At 63.0% G+C, this 23002-nt stretch carries 22 protein-coding genes; 1 reads left to right on the top strand and 21 read right to left on the bottom strand.

What is annotated here, in order from left to right; genetic code table 11:
• Positions 1 to 21: 21 nt before the first annotated feature.
• The 9 genes from pnp to rimP form a co-directional block, all read right to left on the bottom strand.
• Positions 22 to 2169 (bottom strand): polyribonucleotide nucleotidyltransferase, encoded by a 2148-nt coding sequence (gene pnp, locus AC3CB8_RS07865; protein WP_352563227.1) that lies wholly within the window; start codon positions 2167 to 2169, stop codon positions 22 to 24.
• Between the two features lie 277 nt (positions 2170 to 2446).
• Positions 2447 to 2716: a 30S ribosomal protein S15 gene (gene rpsO / locus AC3CB8_RS07860; protein ID WP_015314002.1), complete on the bottom strand. Its 270-nt coding sequence runs from the start codon at positions 2714 to 2716 to the stop codon at positions 2447 to 2449.
• Positions 2717 to 2897: 181 nt separating this feature from the next.
• Positions 2898 to 3992 carry a magnesium/cobalt transporter CorA gene (corA, locus tag AC3CB8_RS07855; protein ID WP_352563228.1) on the bottom strand — a complete coding sequence of 365 codons (1095 nt, stop codon included), beginning with the start codon at positions 3990 to 3992 and terminating at the stop codon, positions 2898 to 2900.
• Positions 3993 to 4044: 52 nt separating this feature from the next.
• The gene (truB, locus tag AC3CB8_RS07850; protein ID WP_352563229.1) at positions 4045 to 5025 is read right to left on the bottom strand and encodes a tRNA pseudouridine(55) synthase TruB; all 981 of its coding nucleotides are present in this window, start codon (positions 5023 to 5025) and stop codon (positions 4045 to 4047) included.
• A complete protein-coding gene (gene rbfA / locus AC3CB8_RS07845) occupies positions 5025 to 5435 on the bottom strand; it encodes a 30S ribosome-binding factor RbfA (protein ID WP_023773051.1) in 411 nt (136 codons plus the stop codon). The genes truB and rbfA overlap by 1 nt, the downstream gene beginning before the upstream one ends.
• A 154-nt stretch (positions 5436 to 5589) precedes the next feature.
• On the bottom strand, positions 5590 to 8166 hold the full coding sequence (gene infB, locus AC3CB8_RS07840) for a translation initiation factor IF-2 (RefSeq protein WP_352563230.1): 2577 nt from the start codon (positions 8164 to 8166) through the stop codon (positions 5590 to 5592).
• Positions 8163 to 8813, bottom strand: a complete 651-nt coding sequence (locus AC3CB8_RS07835) for an RNA-binding protein (protein ID WP_023772685.1) — start codon at positions 8811 to 8813, stop codon at positions 8163 to 8165. The genes infB and AC3CB8_RS07835 overlap by 4 nt, the downstream gene beginning before the upstream one ends.
• Before the next feature lie 38 nt (positions 8814 to 8851).
• Entirely contained in the window at positions 8852 to 10447 is a 1596-nt protein-coding gene (gene nusA, locus AC3CB8_RS07830; protein ID WP_023772684.1) for a transcription termination factor NusA, read from the bottom strand.
• Positions 10448 to 10496: 49 nt separating this feature from the next.
• Positions 10497 to 11144 (bottom strand): ribosome maturation factor RimP, encoded by a 648-nt coding sequence (gene rimP, locus AC3CB8_RS07825; RefSeq protein ID WP_023772683.1) that lies wholly within the window; start codon positions 11142 to 11144, stop codon positions 10497 to 10499.
• Between the two features lie 283 nt (positions 11145 to 11427).
• On the opposite strand from rimP, the gene AC3CB8_RS07820 reads away from it, so the two are divergent.
• Positions 11428 to 11592: a hypothetical protein gene (locus AC3CB8_RS07820; RefSeq protein ID WP_023772682.1), complete on the top strand. Its 165-nt coding sequence runs from the start codon at positions 11428 to 11430 to the stop codon at positions 11590 to 11592.
• A gap of 51 nt (positions 11593 to 11643) precedes the next feature.
• On the opposite strand, the gene trmB is transcribed toward AC3CB8_RS07820, so the two are convergent.
• The 12 genes from trmB to tsaB all read right to left on the bottom strand — a co-directional run bounded on the left by trmB (position 11644) and on the right by tsaB (position 22928).
• The gene (gene trmB / locus AC3CB8_RS07815; RefSeq protein ID WP_023783428.1) at positions 11644 to 12345 is read right to left on the bottom strand and encodes a tRNA (guanine(46)-N(7))-methyltransferase TrmB; all 702 of its coding nucleotides are present in this window, start codon (positions 12343 to 12345) and stop codon (positions 11644 to 11646) included.
• 27 nt (positions 12346 to 12372) lie between these two features.
• A complete protein-coding gene (gene metK / locus AC3CB8_RS07810) occupies positions 12373 to 13638 on the bottom strand; it encodes a methionine adenosyltransferase (protein WP_352563232.1) in 1266 nt (421 codons plus the stop codon).
• A 168-nt stretch (positions 13639 to 13806) separates the two neighbouring features.
• A complete protein-coding gene (locus AC3CB8_RS07805) occupies positions 13807 to 14226 on the bottom strand; it encodes a helix-turn-helix domain-containing protein (RefSeq protein WP_023772679.1) in 420 nt (139 codons plus the stop codon).
• 139 nt (positions 14227 to 14365) lie between these two features.
• A complete protein-coding gene (lnt, locus tag AC3CB8_RS07800) occupies positions 14366 to 15958 on the bottom strand; it encodes an apolipoprotein N-acyltransferase (protein ID WP_352563233.1) in 1593 nt (530 codons plus the stop codon).
• Positions 15959 to 16045: 87 nt separating this feature from the next.
• Positions 16046 to 16516, bottom strand: a complete 471-nt coding sequence (locus tag AC3CB8_RS07795; RefSeq protein WP_352563234.1) for a VOC family protein — start codon at positions 16514 to 16516, stop codon at positions 16046 to 16048.
• Positions 16517 to 16530: 14 nt separating this feature from the next.
• The gene (locus tag AC3CB8_RS07790) at positions 16531 to 17625 is read right to left on the bottom strand and encodes a hemolysin family protein (protein ID WP_352547708.1); all 1095 of its coding nucleotides are present in this window, start codon (positions 17623 to 17625) and stop codon (positions 16531 to 16533) included.
• Between the two features lie 28 nt (positions 17626 to 17653).
• The gene (ybeY, locus tag AC3CB8_RS07785) at positions 17654 to 18160 is read right to left on the bottom strand and encodes an rRNA maturation RNase YbeY (RefSeq protein WP_023783423.1); all 507 of its coding nucleotides are present in this window, start codon (positions 18158 to 18160) and stop codon (positions 17654 to 17656) included.
• An 18-nt stretch (positions 18161 to 18178) separates the two neighbouring features.
• The gene (locus AC3CB8_RS07780; protein WP_031241013.1) at positions 18179 to 19171 is read right to left on the bottom strand and encodes a PhoH family protein; all 993 of its coding nucleotides are present in this window, start codon (positions 19169 to 19171) and stop codon (positions 18179 to 18181) included.
• Positions 19172 to 19254: 83 nt separating this feature from the next.
• On the bottom strand, positions 19255 to 20676 hold the full coding sequence (gene miaB, locus AC3CB8_RS07775) for a tRNA (N6-isopentenyl adenosine(37)-C2)-methylthiotransferase MiaB (RefSeq protein ID WP_488377275.1): 1422 nt from the start codon (positions 20674 to 20676) through the stop codon (positions 19255 to 19257).
• A 74-nt stretch (positions 20677 to 20750) separates the two neighbouring features.
• A complete protein-coding gene (gene olsA, locus AC3CB8_RS07770; RefSeq protein ID WP_352563235.1) occupies positions 20751 to 21551 on the bottom strand; it encodes a lyso-ornithine lipid O-acyltransferase in 801 nt (266 codons plus the stop codon).
• A 122-nt stretch (positions 21552 to 21673) separates the two neighbouring features.
• Positions 21674 to 22168, bottom strand: coding sequence for a ribosomal protein S18-alanine N-acetyltransferase (gene rimI / locus AC3CB8_RS07765; RefSeq protein ID WP_023772671.1), 495 nt, complete (start codon positions 22166 to 22168; stop codon positions 21674 to 21676).
• A gap of 82 nt (positions 22169 to 22250) precedes the next feature.
• Entirely contained in the window at positions 22251 to 22928 is a 678-nt protein-coding gene (tsaB, locus tag AC3CB8_RS07760) for a tRNA (adenosine(37)-N6)-threonylcarbamoyltransferase complex dimerization subunit type 1 TsaB (RefSeq protein WP_023772670.1), read from the bottom strand.
• Positions 22929 to 23002 lie beyond the last annotated feature (74 nt).

The following is a 23002-nucleotide window of genomic DNA, read 5'->3' as shown; positions in this document are numbered from 1 at the left end:
TCGATTTTTCCGTCAGAGGCCTCAGGCGGCGTTTTCTTCGCCTTCGGTCTTCTTGTCGCGGGCGATTTCCTTGCCGGTGGCCTGGTCGACGACCTTCATCGACAGGCGGACCTTGCCGCGCTCGTCGAAGCCCATCAGCTTGACCCAGACCTTGTCGCCTTCCTTGACGACGTCCGAGGTCTTGGCGACCCGGTCGTTGGCAAGCTGCGAGATGTGGACGAGGCCGTCACGCGGACCGAAGAAGTTGACGAAGGCACCGAAGTCGGCGGTCTTGACGACCGTGCCTTCGTAGATCTCGCCGACTTCCGGCTCGGCGACGATCGTGTGGATCCACTTCTTCGCCGCCTCGATCTCCTTGGCGTTCGACGAAGCGATCTTGACCGTGCCATCGTCCTCTATGTTGATCTTGGCGCCGGTCTTCTCAACAATCTCGCGGATGACCTTGCCGCCCGAACCGATGACGTCGCGGATCTTGTCGGTCGGGATGTGCATGACCTCGATGCGCGGCGCGAACTCGCCGAGTTCGGGGCGGGCGCCGGTCAGAGCATGAGACATCTCGCCCAGGATATGCAGGCGACCGTCCTTGGCCTGGCCAAGGGCGATCTTCATGATCTCCTCGGTGATGCCGTCGATCTTGATGTCCATCTGCAGCGAGGTGATGCCGCCTTCGGTGCCCGCAACCTTGAAGTCCATGTCGCCGAGGTGATCCTCGTCGCCCAAGATATCGGAGAGCACAGCGAAGCGCTCGCCTTCCTTGATCAGGCCCATGGCGATACCAGCCACCGGCTTGGCCAGCGGCACGCCGGCATCCATCAGCGCCAGCGAGGTGCCGCAGACCGTAGCCATCGACGACGAGCCGTTGGACTCTGTGATCTCCGAGACGACGCGCAGCGTGTAGGGGAACTGGTCGGCGGAGGGCAGCATCGGACGGATGGCGCGCCAAGCGAGCTTGCCATGGCCGATTTCGCGGCGGCCTGGCGAACCCATGCGGCCGGTCTCACCGACGGAGTAGGGGGGGAAGTTGTAGTGAAGGAGGAACTTCTCCTTGTACATGCCGGTCAAGGAATCGACGTACTGCTCATCCTCGCCGGTGCCCAGCGTGGCAACGACCAGCGCCTGGGTCTCGCCGCGGGTGAACAGCGCCGAACCATGGGTGCGCGGCAGAACGCCGACTTCGGAGACGATCTTGCGAACCGTGCTCAAGTCGCGACCATCGATGCGCGCGCCGGTGTCGAGGATGTTCCAGCGTACGACCTTCGCCTGCAATTCCTTGAATACCGAGCCGATCTGTTCGGAGGTGTACTTTGCGTCCTCGCCTTCAGCCGGGGCAAACGCGGCCTTGACCTTCGCCTTGACGGCGTCGACGGCGGCGTAGCGCTTCTGCTTGTCGACGTTCTTGTAGGCATTGCTGAGCTCATCGCCGACGATTTTCAGCATCTCTGCCTCAAGCGCGGAATAATCCGGCGCGGTGAAGTCGCGCGGCTCCTTGGCGGCAACTTCCGCCAGCTTGATGATGGCGTCGATGACCGGCTGGAAACCCTTGTGGCCGAACATGACAGCGCCGAGCATCAGCTCTTCGCCGAGTTCCTTGGCTTCCGACTCGACCATCAGCACGGCATCAGTGGTGCCGGCAACGATGAGGTCGAGCTTGGACTCCTGCATCTCGTCGACGTGCGGGTTCAGCACATATTCGCCATTGATGTAGCCGACGCGCGCGCCGCCGATCGGGCCCATGAAGGGAACGCCCGACAGGGTCAGCGCCGCCGAGGTGGCGACGATCGACAGGATGTCCGGGTCATTTTCGAGATCGTGCTGGACGACGGTGACGACGATCTGCGTGTCGTTCTTGTAGCCGGCGGCGAAGAGCGGGCGGATCGGGCGGTCGATGAGGCGGGAAACCAGCGTTTCCTTCTCGCTCGGACGGCCTTCGCGCTTGAAATAGCCGCCCGGGATCTTGCCGGCGGCATAGGTCTTTTCCTGGTAATTGACGGTCAGCGGAAAGAAGTCGAGACCGGGCTTGGGCTCCTTCATCGAAACGACGGTGGCGAGAACCTTGGTCTCGCCGTAGGTGGCGAGCACCGCGCCGTCGGCCTGGCGCGCGATCTTGCCGGTCTCCAGGATGAGCGAACGACCGCCCCATTCGATTTCCACTTTGTGGTGATTGAACATGTCTTGTCCTTAATAAGCGGAAAGGGCCGCGCCGTTTCACGGTGCGCGGATGCCCTTTGCCTGGCTTCCTTTCTCGGGCAGCCACGGGCAAGACAACGGGAGGCTCGGGTGATTTAGGCGCGACAAGCGCGCGAGCGTCCTGCAATCCTGCCCCATGACCGTCCATGGGCGGTTTCGAGCGGCCCTTTGCACGCTCGAAACCGGGTCTGGCCAGCCTATGCGACTGGCAGAATGCGCGACCGGCGGGCTCTCCGAAGAAAGCCCGCCGGTCAATTCGTCAACGGCGCAGACCGAGCTTCTCGATCAGTGTCTGATAGCGCGAGTCGTCCTTGCGCTTGAGATAATCAAGCAGGCTGCGGCGCTGGGACACGAGAGCGAGCAGACCACGGCGGGAATGGTTATCCTTCTTGTGGTCCTTGAAATGGTCGGTCAGGTTCTTGATGCGCTCGGAAAGGATGGCCACCTGGACTTCCGGAGACCCGGTATCGCCCTTGGCGGTTGCGAATTCACCCATCAATTCCTGTTTGCGCTCGGCAGTAATCGACATCGTGTTTTTCCTTATCTGTTTGAGGAAACGGGTCGCCCACAGCCGGGATGTCGTCCAGCAGGGGCCGTGCATGCAAAGCGTCAAGGCGCTATGCTGCGGCGCATATAGTGCAATTCCCTGAAAAACACCAGCCCAATTCACAAGCCGGCTTTTGAGGCTCAAATGGCAGGTTTAACCCCCGTCAAAGCCATTTCTTCCATTTGAAGAATGCAATCAGCCCGACAGCGACGGCAGCCATGAACAGCAGAGACAATGGATAGCCGTAGTACGCCTTCAGCTCCGGCATATTCCATGGCGAGCTGGCGGGGTCGAAGTTCATGCCCCAGATGCCGACCAGGAAGGTGAGCGGCATGAAGATGACCGAAACGATCGTGAGATAGGAGATGACGTCGTTGGTTCGGGCTTGGCTCAGCGACAGATGCATTTCGATCAGGCCGGTCAGCATGTCGCGCTGGGTCTCGACCAGCTCGATCAGCCTGAGCGAATGGTCTAGGGTGTCGTTGAGGAAGACCTTGGTCTCGGCTGTTACATAGGCCACGTCGTTGCGGATCAGCGTTGCCAGCGCATCGCGCATGGGCCACAGCACGCCCTTCAGAACATTGGCATCGCGCCGCAATTCGTGCAGCTGCCGCATCTGGTGCTTGTGCGTCGAATGCAGCATCTGGTCCTCAATCCCGTCGACCAGGTCGCCGGCAGCCTCGATCGGCGGAAAATAGCTGTCGACGATGGCGTCGATCAGCGCATAGGCGAGATAGTCGGCGCCGCGCGTGCGCAACCGGTTGGGCGCCGAACTCTCGATGCGCTTGCGTACGGGATCGAACGGGTCGCCTTCGCGCTCCTGGAAGGTGACGACGAAGTTCTCGCCGAGGAAGAGAGCGATCTGCTCGTAGCGATGCGACGTGACATCGTCGATCATGCGCATGACGACGAAGGCGTGGTCCTCGAAGTAGTCGACTTTCGGCCGCTGGCCGGTGTTGACGACATCCTCCAGCGCCAGTGGATGCAGGCTGAAGATGCGGCCGATCTCCTCGATCAATTGGATGTTGGCAAGGCCGGTGCAGTCGAGCCAGATGACGGGCCATTTCCGGCAACTGGCCTCGACATCGTCGATGCTGGCGTTCTCGATGGTCTTGAACTTCTGCGGCGAGATCAAGGTCAGCCGCAGTTCGGAGCGCCGCGCCGCCGGATCGGCGATCAGCGTGCCGGGCGAGGCGCCAACCGGAGGCCGCCTCGTCTTCACCGGCGCCCGTTTTTTCACCGCCTCGGCCTTTGCCATGCCACCACCCGTCGAAGCTGCTTGTCCTATACCGTCATGGCGATCAGACCGGTCACCCGGCAAAGACCCGCTTGGGCTTGAACATGCCTTGTTCGATAGCGCCAATGGCGACGAGCTTGCCCCGCGCCGTCGCACAGGCTTCCTCCGCCTCTAGCGGTGCGTCACGGCCACGAATGATGACCGGATTGCCGAGGCGTATCTTTGTCGCGGCATCGTCGCTGATCGCGATCCGCGGCAGGCAGTCGAGCGCCGCCGAGGTGTCGACGAGAAGCCCGTCGATGGCGCCGAAATCGATGGGCATCTCCACTGCGTCCGCGGCGTCTGCCTCCGGATCCGGTTTATCGTGACCTTGCGTGCCGAAGCGCGCGGCCTCGAGTTCGGCGATGGTGACGAAGTCCTCTGGCGTAAACGGCTCGACCTCGACCCGGCGCAATTCGCTGATATGGCCGAAGCAGCCGAGGTCGCGGCCCATGTCGCGGGCCAGCGAACGTACATAGGTGCCCTTGCCGCATTCGACCTCGAAAATCGTCTGGTCCGGCTTGTGCTCGACAATGTCGAGCCGGCCGATCTCGATCTCGCGTGGCGGTATGTCGACCGTCTCACCTTCGCGGGCGAGGTCGTAGGCGCGTTCACCCGCAATCTTGATGGCGGAAAATTGCGGTGGCGTCTGCATGATGACGCCGGTGTATTTCGGCAGCAGCACCCGGACATCGGCTTCCGATGGACGCTGATCGGCCTCTTTCGTCACCGGACCTTCGAGGTCATCGGTCGACCGCTCCTGTCCCCAGGCAACGGTGAAACGGTAGATCTTGGCGCCGTCCTGCACGTAGGGCACGGTCTTGGTGGCCTCGCCGAGCGCGATCGGCAGCATGCCGGAGGCAAGAGGGTCGAGCGTGCCGGCATGGCCGGCCTTTTCGGCCTGGAACAGCCATTTGATCTTGGAGACGGCCTCGGTCGAGCCCATACCGACCGGCTTGTCCAGCACCACCCAGCCCGAGACTGGCCGGCCCTTCTTCTTGCCGCGACGCCCCATTATTCTTCTTCCTTGTTGTCGTCGCTATCCAGGTCGCGTGCCACTTCGGGCGACTTCAGCAGGTCGTTGATCCTGGCGAAATTGTCGAAGGACGTATCCAGCCGGAAACGGAACTCCGGCATGTACTTCATCTGCCGGAGCGCGCCGGAGACGCGGCCGCGCACGAACTTGGCATGCTTGTTCAGCGCTTCGATCACGGCGTCGGTATCCTTTGCGCCAAGCGGAGAAACGAAGGCTGTGGCGATCTTGAGATCCGGCGACATGCGCACTTCCGACACCGAAACCACGGTATTTTCAATCAACGGGTCAATGATCTCCCCCCGCTGCAGGGTTTCCGAGAGCGCATGGCGCACCTGTTCACCGACGCGCAACATGCGCTGGGATGGGCTTGATGTGGTGGAACGGGGCATTTTTCTCGATCCTGAAAGCGTGAGGCGCGGGATGGGACCGTGCCGCATGTCTCAAATGATTATTGTCAACAGGCTTGTGGTCAACAGACTTGTGGTCAAAGACTTGGGGCGGCGGCCTTTCGACCACCGCCCGATATCGACAAGTCACTCGACCTCAGAGTGTGCGGGTCACCATCTCGACGCGGAAGCACTCGATGACGTCGCCGACGCGCATGTCCTCGTAGTTCTGGAAGGCCATGCCGCACTCTTGGCCGCCCGGGACTTCCGAAACTTCGTCCTTGAAGCGCTTCAGGGTCTTCAGCGTGCCTTCGTGGATGACGACGTTGTCGCGGATCAGGCGTACGCCGGCACCACGCTCGACCTTGCCTTCGGTGACACGGCAGCCGGCGATCTTGCCGACCTTGGTGATGTCGAAGATCTCGAGGATCTCGGCATTGCCGATGAAGGTCTCGCGACGCTCCGGCGAGAGCAGGCCCGACAGAGCCGCCTTCACGTCATCCACGAGGTTGTAGATGATCGAATAATAGCGGATCTCGATGCCCGCGGCCGCGGCTGCGGCACGCGCCTGCACATTGGCACGAACGTTGAAGCCGATGATCGCCGCGCCGGATGTTTCCGCCAGCGAGACGTCGCTTTCGGTGATGGCGCCGGCACCGGAATGAACGATGCGCGCACGAACCTCGTCGGTGCCGAGCTTGTCGAGCGCGGCATTGATCGCCTCGATCGAACCCTGCACGTCGCCCTTGATGACCAGCGGGAATTCCTTCAGCCCGCTCGTCTGCAACTGCGACATCATCTGTTCGAGCGAGCCGCGCTGGCCCGCATGCCTGGCCACCGCCTTCTCGCGCGCCAGACGCTGGCGATATTCGGTGATCTCGCGGGCACGGGCCTCGTTGTTGACCACGGCGAAACGGTCGCCGGCCTGCGGCGTTCCCTGAAGGCCGAGCACCTCGACCGGCATCGCCGGCGGTGCTTCCTTGATCTGCTCGCCGCGATCGTTGACCAGAGCGCGCACGCGGCCCCATTCGTTGCCGGCGACGAGGATGTCACCCGGCATCAGGGTGCCGGTCTGCACCAGAACGGTGGCGACGGGACCACGGCCCTTGTCAAGCTGCGCCTCGATGACAACGCCCTCGGCGGTACGGTCGGGATTGGCCTTGAGGTCGAGGATTTCGGCCTGCAGCAGGATCGCTTCGAGCAGCTTGTCGAGATTGGTGCCCTTGGTCGCCGACACTTCGACGTCCAGCACTTCACCGCCCATCGATTCGACGAAGACTTCATGGCGCAACAGTTCCGAGCGCACCTTCTGCGGATCGGCGTCATGCTTGTCGATCTTGTTGATCGCCACGATGATCGGAACGCCGGCCGCCTTGGCGTGGCTGATCGATTCGATCGTCTGCGGCATGACGCTGTCGTCTGCCGCGACCACCAGGATGGCAATGTCGGTCGCCTGGGCGCCACGGGCGCGCATCGCCGTGAAGGCGGCGTGGCCGGGCGTGTCGATGAAGGTGATCTTCTGACCGTTCTTCTCGACCTGATAGGCGCCGATATGCTGGGTGATGCCGCCGGCCTCGCCGGAAACGACATTGGCGTTGCGGATCGCATCGAGCAGCGAGGTCTTGCCGTGGTCGACGTGGCCCATGATGGTCACGACCGGCGGACGCGACACCAGGTCCTCGGCATTGTCGGCAATGTTGAACAGGCCTTCCTCGATGTCGGACTCGGCGACGCGGCGGACCGTATGACCGAATTCGGTGGCGACCAGTTCGGCCGTGTCGGCGTCGATGACGTCGCCCGGCTTCAGGATCTGGCCCTGCTTCATGAAATACTTGACCAGGTCGACAGCACGCTCCGACATGCGCTGCGCCAGTTCCTGGATGGTGATGGTCTCGGGCAGGATCACTTCGCGCATGACCTTCTCGCGCGGCTCGTTGTGCATCGCGCGCTTGAATTTTTCCTGGCGGCGACGCATCGACGACAGCGAACGAGCCCGCGCATCCTCGTCGGACAACGCGGAGTTCAGTGTCAGCTTGCCACGGCGGCGGTCTTCCTCGCTCTTGGTGGGCTTTGCCGGACGCGCCACTTCAGGCGTGACCGGGCGGCGCACCGGTGCGCCGGCGGTCGCCCGCTTCGGCTTGACTTCTTCCTCCTCGTCGGCGGTCGCCAACTCAGCGGCTTGCGGTGCGCGGCGGCGCGCCTCTTCCTCGGCGCGGCGGCGCGATTCGGCCTCGGTCTGCAACCGTGCCTCTTCCTCGGCCTGGCGGCGCGCGGAGTCCTCGCGTTCGCGCTTGCGGCGCTCTTCGTCCTCGGCGCGGCGCTTGGCGTCCTCGGCGGCTCGCTGACGGTCTTCGACCTCGCGGACCTTCGAGCCCTCGAGCGCCCTGCGGCGCGCTTCCATCTCGCTGCGCGACAATTCGTTCAGCACCATGCCGCTGCGCTCGACCGGAGCCGGCGGCGGGGGTGGCGCCTTGGGCGCTTCCTGGACGACAGGCGCCGCCACGACCGCCGGCTTCGGCGTGAAGACGGGCGCAGGCGGAGCCGCGACCGGCTCCGGCTTGTCGCCGGGCAGCGAGAACTTGCGCTTCTTGGTCTCGACCACGACCGACTTGGTACGGCCGTGCGAGAAGTTCTGGCGCACGGTGCCCTGTTCCATGCTGGGGCGCTTCAGCGTCAAGGTCTTCTTCGGTGTAACACTCAACGTCTTGTCGTCGCCCGATTTCGTATCGCTCATTCCATATCCTCTGCGGCATCATCTTCGTCAGCAACGGCCGCAAGCATTGCAAGATCGTCCGGGGTACCGCCCCGATATCGGTCGAGCGCAACCATGCGCTTCTGGACCGCCTTACCCGCGTCTCCCGCGAGGACGGCAGCATGTATCACATTTGTACCCCCCAATGCCAAGCTCAACTCGGCCTCGGAGAAAAGTTTGTAGGCAAGGATGGAGGGGCCGCCGATATGAACGGTCGCCCGCCGCGCCTGGCTGATCTTGCGTACGCCATCCGCGGACGCCTCGGTCGCGTGGAGCACGAAAAGCGCCAGTCCGCCGCGCACCGCGCTCTCGACCTTGGTAGCGCCTAGCGAAATCGCGCCTGCCTTGCGGGCAAGGCCCAGCATACCGAGAGCGGATCTGGAAAGCAGCCCGTCGACCATGCCGCCGAGATCGGGCGGTACGACCACCTGTGCCTTGAAGGCGCGGGCAAAAAGGTTCTTGGCCGCCGCCTTCTCGATATGTAGGCGGTCCGCACTCACCCAGCAACCACGGCCGGGCAGATTTCTCTTGAGATCGGGAACGACGGCCGAATCCGGGCCGACGACGAACCGGATCAGTTCATCCGGTTCGGCCTGTTTGCGGGTGACGATGCAGGTGCGATCGTTCATCTCGTCCAAGGGCGGGTTGTGTGCGATGCGGTTTCACCTCACGCACCAACGGCTTCGTCGGCCGTTTCTTCTTCGGCCGCAAGCTCGTCTTCGGTGATCCAGCCGGCCTTGAGGCGAGCGGCCAGAACCATCTGCTCGGCATCGGCGCGCGAAACGCCGTGATTGGCCAGCACGCCGGGATAGACCTTGGTCTCGCCGTCCTTGCGTTCCTTCCAGCCGGTGAGGTCGTCTGCGGCATAGCCGGCGAAATCCTCGATCGTCTTCACGCCGTCCTCGCCGAGCGTCACCATCATGGCGGTGGTGACGCCGGGGATTTCGCGCAGATCATCCGAAACGCCCAGCGCCTTGCGCTTATCGTCGTGCTCGGCCTCGATCTTCTCCAGATATTCGCGGGCGCGGGTCTGGATTTCCGAGGCTGTATCCTCATCGAAGCCGTCGATCGAGGCGATCTCGCCGGCATCGACATAGGCGACTTCCTCGACGCTGGTGAAGCCTTCCGAGGCCAGCACCTGGCCCACCATCTCGTCGACATCGAGGGCTTCCATGAACAGCGCCGAGCGCTCGACGAATTCCTTCTGGCGGCGCTCGGATTCCTCGGCCTCGGTCAGGATGTCGATGTCCCAGCCGGTAAGCTGCGAGGCAAGGCGCACGTTCTGGCCGCGGCGGCCGATGGCCAGCGACAGCTGATCGTCGGGAACCACCACTTCGATGCGCTCCGCATCCTCGTCGAGCACGACCTTGGCGACTTCCGCCGGCTGCAGCGCATTAACGATGAAGGAGGCGGCCGAGGGCGACCACGGAATGATGTCGATCTTCTCGCCCTGCAGTTCGCCGACGACTGCCTGGACGCGGCTGCCGCGCATACCGACGCAGGCGCCGACCGGATCGATCGAGCTATCACGCGAAATGACGGCGATCTTGGCGCGCGAGCCCGGGTCGCGGGCGACCGACTTGATCTCGATGATGCCGTCATAGATCTCCGGCACTTCCATGGTGAAGAGCTTGGCCATGAACTGCGGATGGGTGCGCGACAGGAAGATCTGCGGGCCGCGCTGCTCGCGCCGCACGTCGTAGACATAGGCGCGGACACGGTCGCCGTATTTGTAGTTTTCGCGCGGGATCAGCTCGTCGCGGCGGATGATCGCTTCGCCACGGCCAAGATCGACGATGACGTTGCCATATTCGACGCGCTTGACCGTGCCGTTGACGATCTCGCCGATACGGTCCTTGTATTCGTCATACTGGCGGTCACGCTCGGCCTCGCGCACCTTCTGCACGATGACCTGCTTGGCAGACTGCGCGGCGATGCGGCCGAAATCCATCGGCGGCAGCAGTTCGGCGATGAAATCGCCAAGCTGGGCGTCGGGATTGCGCTCGCGTGCGGAGGAAATGGCTATCTGGGTGGCGTAATCGTCGACCTTCTCGACCACTTCCATCAGCCGCTGCAGCTTCATCTCGCCGGTGTTCGGGTTGATATCGGCGCGAATGTTGGTCTCCTGGCCATAACGCGAACGCGCCGCCTTCTGGATCGCATCGGCCATGGCGGCGATGACGATCGACTTGTCGATCGACTTCTCACGCGCGACCGCATCGGCAATCTGCAGCAGTTCAAGTCTATTGGCGCTTACAACCATGTTCTTTCTCCCGAGCCTGTTCGCCGGACCTTTGCGCCCGGCAGCTCAATCAAATTTCCTGTTCGTGTTCGTCCGTGGCGTCCGGTTCCGTACCTTCGGACACATCGTCGTCTGGTTCACCGCGGCGTCGCTTGGCTTCCTTGCGCTCCCTGTTGTCCTTGGACAACGCTTCGCGAATGAGGTCGTCGGTCAGGATCAGCCTGACATCGGCGATGGCATCGTAGGGCACGCGCACTGTCGGCTCCTCGCCATAGGCCGCCTTATCGCGCTCGATCAGCACGTCGTTCTCGCCGGCCTCGGCGATCTTGCCCTTGAAGCGCTTGCGGTCGGCAACGACGACCGACGTTTCCATCTTCACCAGATGACCGGTCCAGGTCACGAAATCCGATTTGCGCACCAAAGGCCGGTCGATGCCGGGCGAGGAGACTTCGAGATGATACGCCTTTTCGATCGGATCATCGACGTCGAGCGCCGGCGACACCGCGCGGCTGACCTCCTCGCAATCCTCGACGGTCATGGTGCCGTCCTCACGCTCGGCCATGATCTGCAGCGTCAGCCCGTTCTGGCCGGACAGATGCACGCGCACGAGGCGAAAGCCGATGCCGCGCAGGACCGGCTGGACGATCAGCGCAATGCGCGCATCGATGCCGCTTTCGCGGATGATGCGGTCGTCACCTTCGTTTGCCGTTGCAGTCATCGTTGCCTATCGTTCGTCTCGAACCTATCGGCAGGTAATAAAAAAGAGCGGGACCGGGTGGACCCACTCTTCGTCATACCGACCAAGAATTTGAGGCTGATATAAACGAACACGGTTCGTGTTTCAAGTCCGCAGTGGCGGCCCGGGAAAGCCCGGCGGCGTCAGGGTTGTTCCAGGCGCATGGCCGCCATGCGGCAATCCCCCTGTGAGAGCCGGCGGCGCGCCCTTATTTGTTAGCCATCAAACGATTGAACCGGCGCGCGTGCGCGCGAAGGACAAGACCATGAGCAACCGCGGGATATTCTCCGCCTTGGGCGATCTGTTCACCACATTCGGCAGCGCCGTTGCTGCATCTCGCGCCGTGGAAGCCGGGCGCAAGCCCAGAGCCGACGACCTGCGCAATCTCGGTATGGATCCGGCTGTATTCAACAGGATTGGTCGTTTCTGACTCCAACAGGCATTCGATCCCGTCCTCCCGGGGGGTGTCGGTTGGGCGGACCTACGTCCTGACGAAAGTCAGATAGGCCGGCCGGCGCCCCTCGCGAATGGCCTTTGCCTCATAACGCGTGCCGGGCCAGCCCTCATAGGAGCGATGCCAGTCCGCCGCGTCCGCAGCCTGCCATGCGAAAGCGCCATGCGCCCGGCAATGCAGCAAGGTCCAGTTCACATAAGTGTCGATGTCGGACGCAAAGCGGAATTTCGAGCCGGGTTTCAGGACGCGTGCGAAACGGTCGAGATTGACCGGGCTCACGAAACGCCGCTTCCAGTGTTTTTTCTTTGGCCAGGGATCGGGATAGAGAAGATCGATGCCGTCGAGCGAGGCCGGCGGCAACCAGTCAAGCAACTGGGTGGCGTCGTCGTCGTAGACCCTGAGATTGGCCAGCGGCGCTGCCCGCACCGCCATCATCATCTTGGCCATGCCGTTGACGAAGGGCTCGACACCTATGAAGCCGGTCGCGGGCGCCTCGATGGCGCGATGCAGGAGATGTTCACCGCCGCCAAAGCCGATCTCGAGCCGAACCGCCGAAACCTTTGCTTCAAACAGGACGCGCAGGTCTGGCGGTGCCTCGGCGACCAGATCGAGCCGGTATTTGCCAAGCCCGCTTTCCAGCGCCGCAGCCTGCTGCGGGCGCACGGGCTTGCCGCGCCGACGACCGAAGAAGGCTTCGGTCATGCGGCTTGGCCTGTCCGCGTCACTCATCGACTGGCGCAAGTCCTGCCGCCGCCCTCAGGCCGCGACAGCATCCTTGAGCGCCTTGGCCAGATCGGTCTTTTCCCAGGAGAAAGACCCGTCCCGGCCCGCCTTGCGGCCGAAATGGCCGTAAGACGACGTCTTGGCGTAGATCGGCTTGTTGAGGTCGAGATGACGGCGGATGCCTGACGGCGACAGGTCCATCACGCTACGCAGCGCGTCCTCGAGCTTTGCCTCATCGACCTTGCCGGTGCCATGCAGGTCGACATAGACCGATAATGGCTGGGCGACACCGATGGCGTAGGAAAGCTGGATGGTGCAGCGATCGGCAAGCTTCGCCGCCACGACGTTCTTGGCCAGGTAGCGCGCGGCATAGGCAGCCGACCGGTCGACCTTGGTGGTGTCCTTGCCGGAGAAGGCGCCGCCGCCATGGGGAGCCGCGCCGCCATAGGTGTCGACGATGATCTTGCGGCCGGTCAGGCCGGCATCGCCGTCCGGACCGCCGATGACGAACTTGCCGGTCGGGTTGATGTACCACATGCAATCGTCAGCGATCTTGAGGTCACCCAATGCCTCGCGGATATAAGGTTCCACGACCTTGCGGACCTTCTTGGAATCCCAGCTTGAATCCAGATGCTGGGTCGACAGCACGATCTGCGTCGCCTCGGCGGCCTTACCGTCGACATAGCGGACGGTGACCTGGCTTTTCGCGTCCGGCCCGAGCTTGCCGGCCTCGCCGTTGTTTTCGTGGCGGGCGGCTGCCAGCAGTTCGAGAATCTTGTGGCTGTAATAGATCGGCGCCGGCATCAGGTCCGGCGTCTCGCGGCAGGCATAGCCGAACATGATGCCCTGGTCGCCGGCACCTTCCTCGCCCTGACGGTCGGCGGCGTTGTCGACGCCCTGGCCGATATCAGGCGACTGGCCATGCAGCAGGACCTCGATCTTGGCCGTCTTCCAGTGAAAGCCGGCCTGCTCGTAGCCGATCTCCCGGATCGCCTTACGGGCGACGGATTTGAACTTCGCCGGGTTGACGACAGGGTGGCCCGCGGCATCCTTGAGGATGTTGCCGGCCTTGTCCTTCTTCAACAGCGTCTCGGGAACGCGCACTTCACCGGCGATGACGACCCGGTTGGTGGTCGCGAGCGTCTCGCAGGCGACACGGACCTTCCACGGGTCCATGCCGGTCTTCTTGGCTTCACGATAGACCAGATCGACGATTTCGTCGGAGATCCGGTCACAGACTTTGTCGGGATGGCCCTCGGCTACGGATTCCGAGGTAAAGAAGTAGTTCTGCCGCGTCACGGGTGTCCCCTCTTGAAAAACGATCGGCAGGCTGCCGATTTTGGCGCGCCACGTGTTAGCGGGGCAAAGCGCTGCTCGTCAAGCGTTGCCGCGGCTCTGGCCTGAATGTCGGAGGCGATATCTTGTGCCACCGGCGGCGCACGCCGCCGGTGCAAACCGCATTGCGGGTCAGTCGAGATCGTCCTGGGCGAGCGATTTTACCAGGTCAATGATCCTGCGGCGCACCTTGACGTCGGCGATCTTGACAAAGGCCCGGTTGAGCTGAAGTCCTTCGGGACTGCCGCAGAACTCGACAGCGAAAGCCATCGAACTATCCTCGGCAAAGCCGCGGTTGGCTGTCAATTCCTGGCCTGGCGCATCCTCGAAAAAGAAGGCGACGGGGACGCCGAGTATGGAGGCAATCGCTTGCAGGCGGCTGGCACCGACGCGATTGGTGCCCTTTTCATATTTCTGGATCTGTTGGAACGTGATGCCGAGATTCTCGCCCAGCTTTTCCTGGCTCATTCCGAGCATATTGCGGCGAAGCCGGACCCGGCTTCCCACGTGAATGTCGATGGGATTGGGTTTCTTCTTGTTTTCTTCTGTCATTTTTTCCCTCGCCGAATTTTTTCGGCTTCGTGATTTTTTCCCGCCCAAAGAAAGCCGGAGGCGACTGCCCCAACAGAACGATCCACCAGCTTCGAGAAATTTTCAGGCGGTACAGTATGAGTTTCTAATGTGCCAACTGTCAATTCACCCGTAGCTTTTGCCTTACGTTCAACAGCCCCCCGACAAGCGCAAACAGCAACATGACCAGCATTCCGTTAATGCGCCGCTGGCTGGACGAAATGACCGTCTGTGCGGAAACAGGCACCTTCACATCGATGGCTCCGCGCGCGTCGATCGCAAGGGCGTCGACGACGCGGCCACGGGAGTCGACCACGGCCGAGATGCCGTTGTTGGCAGCACGCAACAATGGCAATCCATTCTCCACCGCGCGAATCTGGGCCTGCCTGAAATGCTGATACGGTCCCGGCGTGTCGCCGAACCATGCATCGTTGGTAACGTTCACAATAAGCTGCGATGACGTAGCGTCAACTGCCACCAGATCGGGAAAGATCACCTCATAACAGATAAATGGCAGGGCACGAATGCCGCCCGGCAGCGTGATGGCATGACGCTCGTTGCCGGCCGTGAACGTCAGCGGCCCGGCGACGAGCTGTTCGATGCCGAAACGAGCGAGCAGGTCGGCGAAAGGCAGATACTCGCCGAACGGGACCAGATGAACCTTGTCCACGGCGTCGGCGATCTCGCCCTTGTCGTTGATCGCCACCACGGAGTTGTAGTAGCGGCTGTCGGCGCTGGCCGCCGAGCCGCCCTCCTCACGCACGACGCCGGCGATCAGCATCTGGCCGTCGCCCAGCATGTCGCCCAGCGCCGTCAAGGCGTCGGGGCGCTCCGTGAAAAGGAACGGTACGGAGGTTTCCGGCCAGAGAATCAATTGCGGTTTTTCGTGACCTGGGTCCGGTGCCTTTGCGGAGAGGCCGAGCAAGGTGGCGAAGATGCGGTCGCGCACCGAGGCGTCCCATTTTTCCGACAGGTCCACGGCCGGCTGGACGATACGGACATCGAGACTGCGCGTCGCCGGCTTTTCGGGGGCGGTGAGCCTGACATAGCCAAAGCCGACATGGGCGGCGGCGAGCACGACAAACAGCGTGGCGCCCAGCCGAAGATGCCGGCGCGCCGCCAGCAGCGCCGGCAGTGCGAAAAGGAAAACCGCGAGCGCATTCATGCCGATCATGCCGGTCACCGAGACGCTCTGCATCAAAAGCGGTACCGGCATGGCCGCGTAGCCGATGGCGTTCCAGGGGAAACCGGTGAACAGGAAACCGCGCAGCCACTCCGCCAGCGCAAAACCGAAGGCTAGGGCAGCGATACGGCCGATATCGCTGCTCCACAGGAGCCGCGCGACCACCGTTGCGAAGCCATAGAAAAATGCGAGCGCGAAGGGAATTCCGACCACCGCGAACGGCAGTGCCCAGGCAAAATCGTCGGCCTCGACCAGCAGCGCCGAGCCGATCCACCAGAGGCCGGCGAGGAAATAACCGAAGCCGAACCACCAGCCGACGGCGAAAGCCGGCCGCAGGCGCCGCAACAGGCTGCCGGAGGCTTCGCCGGTCGCGCCATCGAGCAGCCAGACCAGCAGCGGAAACGAAATGAAACAGGCGGCAAAGAAATCGTAAGGCGCCTGCCCCAGAACCGCCAGCGCCCCAGCGAAAAACGCCACAAGCGAACGCCGCCAACCCCAAAGCAGAATTATCCGGCCGGCAAGGCGCTCCATGCGTATTTCCGTCGCGCGAATCAGGAGCTAAGATTTATCAGGCCGCGCCGCGCGCTCCAAACGCCGGCGTGATTACCCGGCCGCTCTCTACCGGTGCCAGCCTTCGATGCGCAGGCCACCCAACCGCTCGGCCTCTTCACGAGAAACAGAACCCATCGGTTGCGTGAACGTCCAGACATGGCCCTCGGGATCGCGCGCCCGATACTGGCGTTCGCCGTAGAACTGGTCCGCCGGCTCCTGGATTATTGCAGCACCCGCCGCGCGGGCATGCTCGCAATGCGCATCCAGGCCGTCTTTCAACCTGACATAGACCGATTGCGTGTTCTTGCCCTGGACCGACGCGGGGCTCGCGACATGATCGGCCCATTCAGAATCGACAATGAGGTAGCAATCGCCGAACCGCATTTCGGCGTGGACCAGCTTTCCCTCAGCATTGCTGACCACCATGCTGCGCTCGAAGCCAAAGGCTGCTTCAAGCCAATCCAGGGCAGAGCGTGGATCCTTGTAAAACACGCCGGAGCCGAGGACCGAGTGCTTGAACGGATCCTCGATCGTCATGCGACAGCAGGCTTTCAGGCCTGTTCGGTGCGCGCCGTGACCCGCCGGCGGCGTTCGCCCTTTTGGCTCTGCACGATGCGCACGCGCTTGACGCGGCGCGGATCGGCGTCCAGCACATGGAATTCGAAGCCGGGAATGGCCTGCACCACCTCGCCGCGCGCCGGCACGCGGCCGAGCGTGTTGAAGATCATGCCGCCAATGGTGTCGACATACTCGCCATGTTCACCCGCGGCGAATTCCTCGCCGATCATCTTGGCGACCTCGTCGATTTCGGCCTTGCCATCGACGATAAACACGCCGTCGCCGGTCTGGGTGATCATCGGCTCGTCGTCGTCATGCTCGTCCTCGATGTCGCCAACCACCATCTCGACGATGTCCTCGAGCGAGACGAGGCCGTCCGTGCCGCCATATTCATCGATGACCAGGGCCATCTGCGTGCGCGTCGTCTGCATGCGGCCCATCAAGTCGGACGCAAGCATCGACGGCGGCACGAACAGGACCTGCCGGATCAGGTTGAGCTCTCCAATGGTGCGCGCGAGGTCGACCTGGGCAAGATCGAGAACCGTGGCGACAGGCGTTTTGCGGGTTGCACGGCCCTTCCTGACACGCGCCAGCTTTGTGATATGGGCCAGCACGTCGCGGATATGGACCATGCCGCGCGGGTCGTCGAGCGTCTCGGAATAGACCGGCATGCGGGAATGACCGGATTGTTCGAACATGCCAAGCAAGTCACCGAGCGACGTGGCGATCTCGACCGCCTCGATATCGGCGCGCGGCACCATGACGTCCTCGACGCGCACCTCGCGCAGGCGCAGGATGTTGTTGAGCATGGCGCGCTCGCCAGGCGAGAAGGATTCGACATCGCTCGTCGTCTCGGCGAGCGCGCCGGCGATTTCTTCGCGCAGGCTGGTGCCGTTGCGTTGCCGGAACAGGCCCAGCACGCGGTTGAACAGGGAGGGGCCGGCAGGCGACGGCTCGATGGCCGTGCTGCCGGTGTTGGCAACACTAGGGGTAACGGTACTCGGACTTGATCCCTCTTCCGACGTATCGGAAGCCTTGATCGCACTGCCGACATCGGGGCGGGCGGCAGTCTCTGGTTTGTCGTTCATCGTCGTCCGGTCAATTGGTCTTTTTTAGTTACGCGTAGGGATCGGGAATGGCAAGCCTTGCCAGCGCGGCGCGCTCGATGGCTTCCATCTCCTCGGCCTCCGCGTCGGTCTCGTGATCATGGCCCATGAGATGAAGCAGGCCATGGATGACGAGATGGCAGATATGGTTCTCCAGCAGCTTTTCTTCCAGTGCCGCCTCGCGCGCCACCGTCTCGGCGGCAAGCACGATGTCGCCGAGCATCGGCGGCAGCGGGCGGCCTTTTGCCGGCGGAAATGCCGGGAAAGACAGAACGTTGGTGGGCTTGTCCTTGCCGCGCCAGCCGGCATTCAAGGTACGGATATGGGCGTCGTCGGAAAAAACAATGCTGAGTTCGGAATGACCCGTCGCACCGGTCTCGGCAAAGGCGGCTTCAACCGCGCGATCGACCAGCCGCTTCAGGCTTGCTTCATCGGGCCAATCGCCCGCTTCAACCGATATATCGATCTCGACGGGAACCGGAAGGCTCCCGCCGCCGGATGTGTTGTCCTCAGCCATGAGGCCGCATCGTCAAGATCAATTCTCGGCACCGAGGCCACGAGCCAGCTTGGCGTCCCGGTCATAGGCCCTGACGATTTCCGCCACCAGCGGATGGCGAACGACGTCGACATCGTTGAAGCGCACGGTTACCGCGCCTGCCACACCGTCGAGGACACGCAAGGCTTCGACCAAGCCTGACTTGGTGCTCGGAGGAAGGTCGATCTGTGTCGGATCGCCAGTGACGATCATGCGCGAGTTCTCGCCAAGACGGGTGAGAAACATCTTCATCTGCATCGGCGTGGTGTTCTGCGCCTCGTCGAGAATGACGGCGGCGTGCGCCAGCGTGCGGCCACGCATGAAGGCGAGCGGTGCGATTTCGATTACTTCGGCTGCAATCGCACGCTCGACCTTGTCGGCCGGCATCATGTCGTAGAGCGCGTCATAGAGCGGCCGCAGATACGGATCGACCTTCTCCTTCATGTCGCCCGGCAGGAAGCCCAGCCGTTCGCCGGCCTCGACAGCCGGTCGCGATAAAATGATGCGCTCGACCATGCCGCGTTCGAGCAGCATCGCCGCATGCGCCACCGCCAGATAGGTCTTGCCGGTGCCGGCTGGACCGATGCCGAACACCAGTTCCGACCGCTCCAGCGCCCGCATATAGGCGTCCTGGTTCAGGGAGCGGGCATAGATGGTCTTCTTGCGGGTGGCGATCTGGGCGGCGGAGACCTTGCCCTTGCGCTCCAGTGTCGGCAGCGTGAGCTGGTCGTCGGCGGCGATAGCCATGCGCACGGCCCCGTCGACATCGGACTGGCTGATATCGACGCCCTTCTGCAGAATGCCGTAGAGATTGTCCAAGGCGCGGCGCGCCTGTTCGGCGGCCGAAGCGGACCCCTTGATGGTCAGCTGGTTGCCGCGCGAGCGGATGTCGACGCCGAGCTTTTGCTCCAGCCGGGCCAGGTTTTCGTCGAACTGGCCGTAAAGGGCGCTGGCAAGCTTGTTGTTGTCGAAAGTCAAAACGATGTGCGCCATGTCAGAAGCCCCGGATGCCGGTACCGGGGGCAGATTCTTCAGCTCCGCTGCGCTCAACCGTCTCTCCTCATCTGCCGAGACCATCAGGCCAATTCGGCGAACAGGCTGTTGTAGCCCGTCTTCGTGATTCGCACCTTGATAATGTCACCGATTTCACCGGCGTTTTCATCAACAATAACTGGCTGCAGCCAAGGCGAGCGGCCGACCTTCTGGCCGGCCTGACGACCAGGCTTCTCGATCAGCGTATCTATGGTGCTGCCGATCAAACTCAAGCCGAAATCCTGCTGTTGTTTCAACAGCAGCGCCTGCAGGCGCTGCAAACGCTCGTCCTTGACCGCTTCCGGCACGTGGTCGGACATCTCGGCGCCGGGCGTACCGGGACGCGGCGAATATTTGAAGGAGAAGGCCGAGGCATAATTCACCTGGCGCACCAGATCCATGGTCGCTTCGAAATCGGCCTCCGTCTCACCGGGGAAACCAACGATGAAATCGCCCGACAGCGCGATATCGGGGCGGGCGGCGCGGATGCGGTCGAGCAGCGCCAGATAATCCTTGGCCGTATGCCTGCGGTTCATCGCCTTCAGAATGCGATCCGACCCGGATTGCACCGGCAGGTGCAGATAGGGCATCAGGGCGGCCAAGTCGCGGTGAGCGGCGATCAATTCGTCGTCCATGTCGCGTGGATGGCTGGTGGTGTAGCGCAGCCGCGCCAGGCCGGGGATTTCGGCCAGCCGGAACAGCAGCCGCCCGAGACCCCATTCCGCGGTCTTGCCCCGTTTGGTCTCGCCCTGGCCATGCCAGGCGTTGACGTTCTGGCCGAGCAGCGTCACCTCGCGCACCCCGGCCTCGGCCAGCCGCTCGGCCTCGGCGACGATCTGCGCCACCGGCCGCGACACTTCCGAGCCTCTCGTATAGGGCACGACGCAGAAGGTGCAGAACTTGTCGCAGCCTTCCTGGACGGTGAGGAAGGCGGTGACGCCACGCTTGATCACCTCGGCACGCTTGGGCTGCGGCAGATGTTCGAACTTGTCCTCGATGGCGTATTCGGTTTCGACGATCTTTTCGCCGCCGCGAACCCGGGCCAGCACGTCGGGGAGACGGTGATAGGTCTGCGGACCGATGACCAGGTCGACGGCCGGCGAACGCCGGATGATCTCGGCGCCCTCGGCCTGCGCCACGCAGCCGGCGACGCCGATCAGCATCTCGCGGCCGGCAGTTGCGCGGTCCGCCTTCATGTCGCGGATGCGGCCAAGTTCGGAATAGACTTTTTCGGCGGCTTTTTCCCTGATATGGCAGGTGTTAAGCAGCACCAGATCGGCCTCGCCGATGACATCGGTCGCCGCATAGCCGTCAGCGACCAGTGCATCGGTCATACGCTGTAAATCATAAACGTTCATCTGGCAGCCATAGGTCTTGACGAAGACCTTCTTGGCTGCCGTGGCGCGCGCCGCCGGGTGTCCGGCCACAGTGCCGATGTCGTCGCTTTCAGTCGTGTTCAAGTTCATCGGCGGCTTCTAACGCCTTTCCGTGACAAAAAACAGACGATTCTCGGCATGTGCCAGCTGGCGCATGCCGGCGGCTAACGGCTCGGGAGCGGATCGGCGAGGGCGGCCTGCATCATCTCGCGCACCCGGCCTTCCATCAGCTTGGCCGTTTCCTTGCGGTTGGAACCCTTGGCAAAGGCGATCGGTTCGCCGAAATGCACCTCGACGTCGAGCGCGCCCTCGGCCATCAGCACCTTGAGATGCGGCATCAGGTCCTCATCGCCGATCCAGGCTGCGATCGGGCGGTGGCGGCGGCCGAGCGGCACGCCGTGCAGGCGCGTATAGGCGATCCCAACGGGCTGGATGAAGACCTGCTCGGCCGCGCCTTCGGAAATGGCCATCGAGGCGGCGCCGAACAGGGTGCTTTTGAAGGGCAGGACGACATTGCCGTCACCGGTCGAACCCTCGGCGAACAGCACCATGGCATCGCCCTTGGCCATGCGTCTGGCGATCTCGCTGGCCTGATCGCCAGACGAACGCTTGCGTTCGCGCTCGATAAAAACAGTGCGCTGCAGTTTCGACAGCATGCCGATCAGCGGCCAGCCTTCCATGTCGGCTCGGGCGATGAATTTCACATCCGCAAAGGAGCCCAGCACCATGATGTCGGTCCAGGAGATGTGATTTGAGACAACCAGCAAGGGGCGTTTGTCGGACAGCGCCCCTCTGACATGGATACGCATGCCGAGCGCCCGGATGATGAGCCGGTGCCAGAGCTTGAGGATGAAGGTTTCCGGCCACCAACCGGTCTTCATCGACACAACCTGCAGCGGCACGAAAACCAGCGACCCAGCGACGACGAGGCCCAGCGCCAGGAAAATCCTGATTTTCTTGATCATCGCCCTACCGTTACAGCGCCGCGCGTCCTCTTGGACGCGCAAAGGACGCTGTAACACCTTAATTCTGGCGCATGATCCTCTCCGAAAATCGGATTCGATTTTCGGGGTCATGCGGTCCCTGGCTAGCGAAGATCGCGGCGCATGACAAGCGCCCCAGTCGGCCCGCGATCGGGCGACTTGTAGTAATCCGGACGCTTGCCGACTTCCCGAAACCCCAGGCGACGATAGAGGGCGATCGCCGCGGCATTGGTCTCATCGACCTCGAGGAATAAGGCTTCGGCGCGCTGCGAATGCAATTCGCGCAGCACTGCGTCCATCAACTGCCAGCCCAGCCCCTGGCGGCGATGCGATCGCGCCACCGCGACGGTCAGGATTTCACCCTCGCCCGCGGCCAGCCGGGCGAGGACGAAGCCGACAGGCGGCTTGGCGCCCTGCCCGGTTTCGCGCGCGGCATAACCGAACACGGTGTCCTGTTCGAGCAAGGCGGCGAACTCACCATCAGTCCAGGGGCGGACAAAATCCTCGCGGTGCAGCAGCGAGACCGCGGCGCTGTCGGCGATCCTGAGCGGCTCGAGCGCATAGTCCCGGCGACGTGGTTGAAGAAAAGGTATGCGCATCAATTCTCGTTTTCTCGTCTGACCATGATCTCTGGACAAACGGGACCGTTTGTCCGCGAAAACCGGCCTCCACTTTTCGGGATCATGGTCTCTGCCTCGATAGTATAAACCCGGCCTGCGGCTTGGCATCGGCACCGCGCAGATAAAGCGGCTTCGGCCTTTCGCCCTCCCCCTTTGCGGCAGCCAGCCGGGCGTAAGTGAGAATGTCGGCGGTGGCCGCCCGAGGCCCGATGTCGAAGGTGCGGCCGGCCGCGTCAGCGATCAGTGTCGCCGCCGTGCCGGCGAGCACCGCGGAACGTTCCGACGCCATCGTCACCGCACCCGCAAGCGTGGCCGTGGCCGGACCGTAAGTCAACACTGACATTTCATCGTACAATGCGGCATGGATTTCCTCGCGGCCGGCATCAAGCGCCGCCAGCACGGCGCGGCCAGGAAAGGCACTGGCCGCCTCGGCCGCCAGTGCCTCAAGGGTCGTCACCCCGATTGCCGGCAGCTTGAGCGCCAGCGCCAGGCCACGCGCGGTCGACACGCCGACGCGCAGGCCGGTGAAGGAACCCGGACCGACAGAGACGGCAATGGCGCCAAGCCCGACGTAGTCGGTCGCGCCGGTCTTCAGCGCGTCAGCGATCACGGCCATCAGGTGCTCGGCATGACCCTTGCCCAGATCGAGCACCGAGCGGCCAAGCTCCAGCCCAGCCGCCGCGTCGTAGACACAGGCAGCGCAGAGGCTGGCGGCACAGTCGATGGCGAGAACTTTCATGAAACGACCGGTTCGAAAAACAATTCCCTGTGCCCGCCATGGCGCGCAACCGCAAGTGTATAGTGCATAATTTG

The organism is Mesorhizobium sp. P160927 (assembly GCF_057766385.1).
Note: the sequence above shows the minus strand (reverse complement) of the source record. Positions and strands in the feature narration are given on the sequence as shown.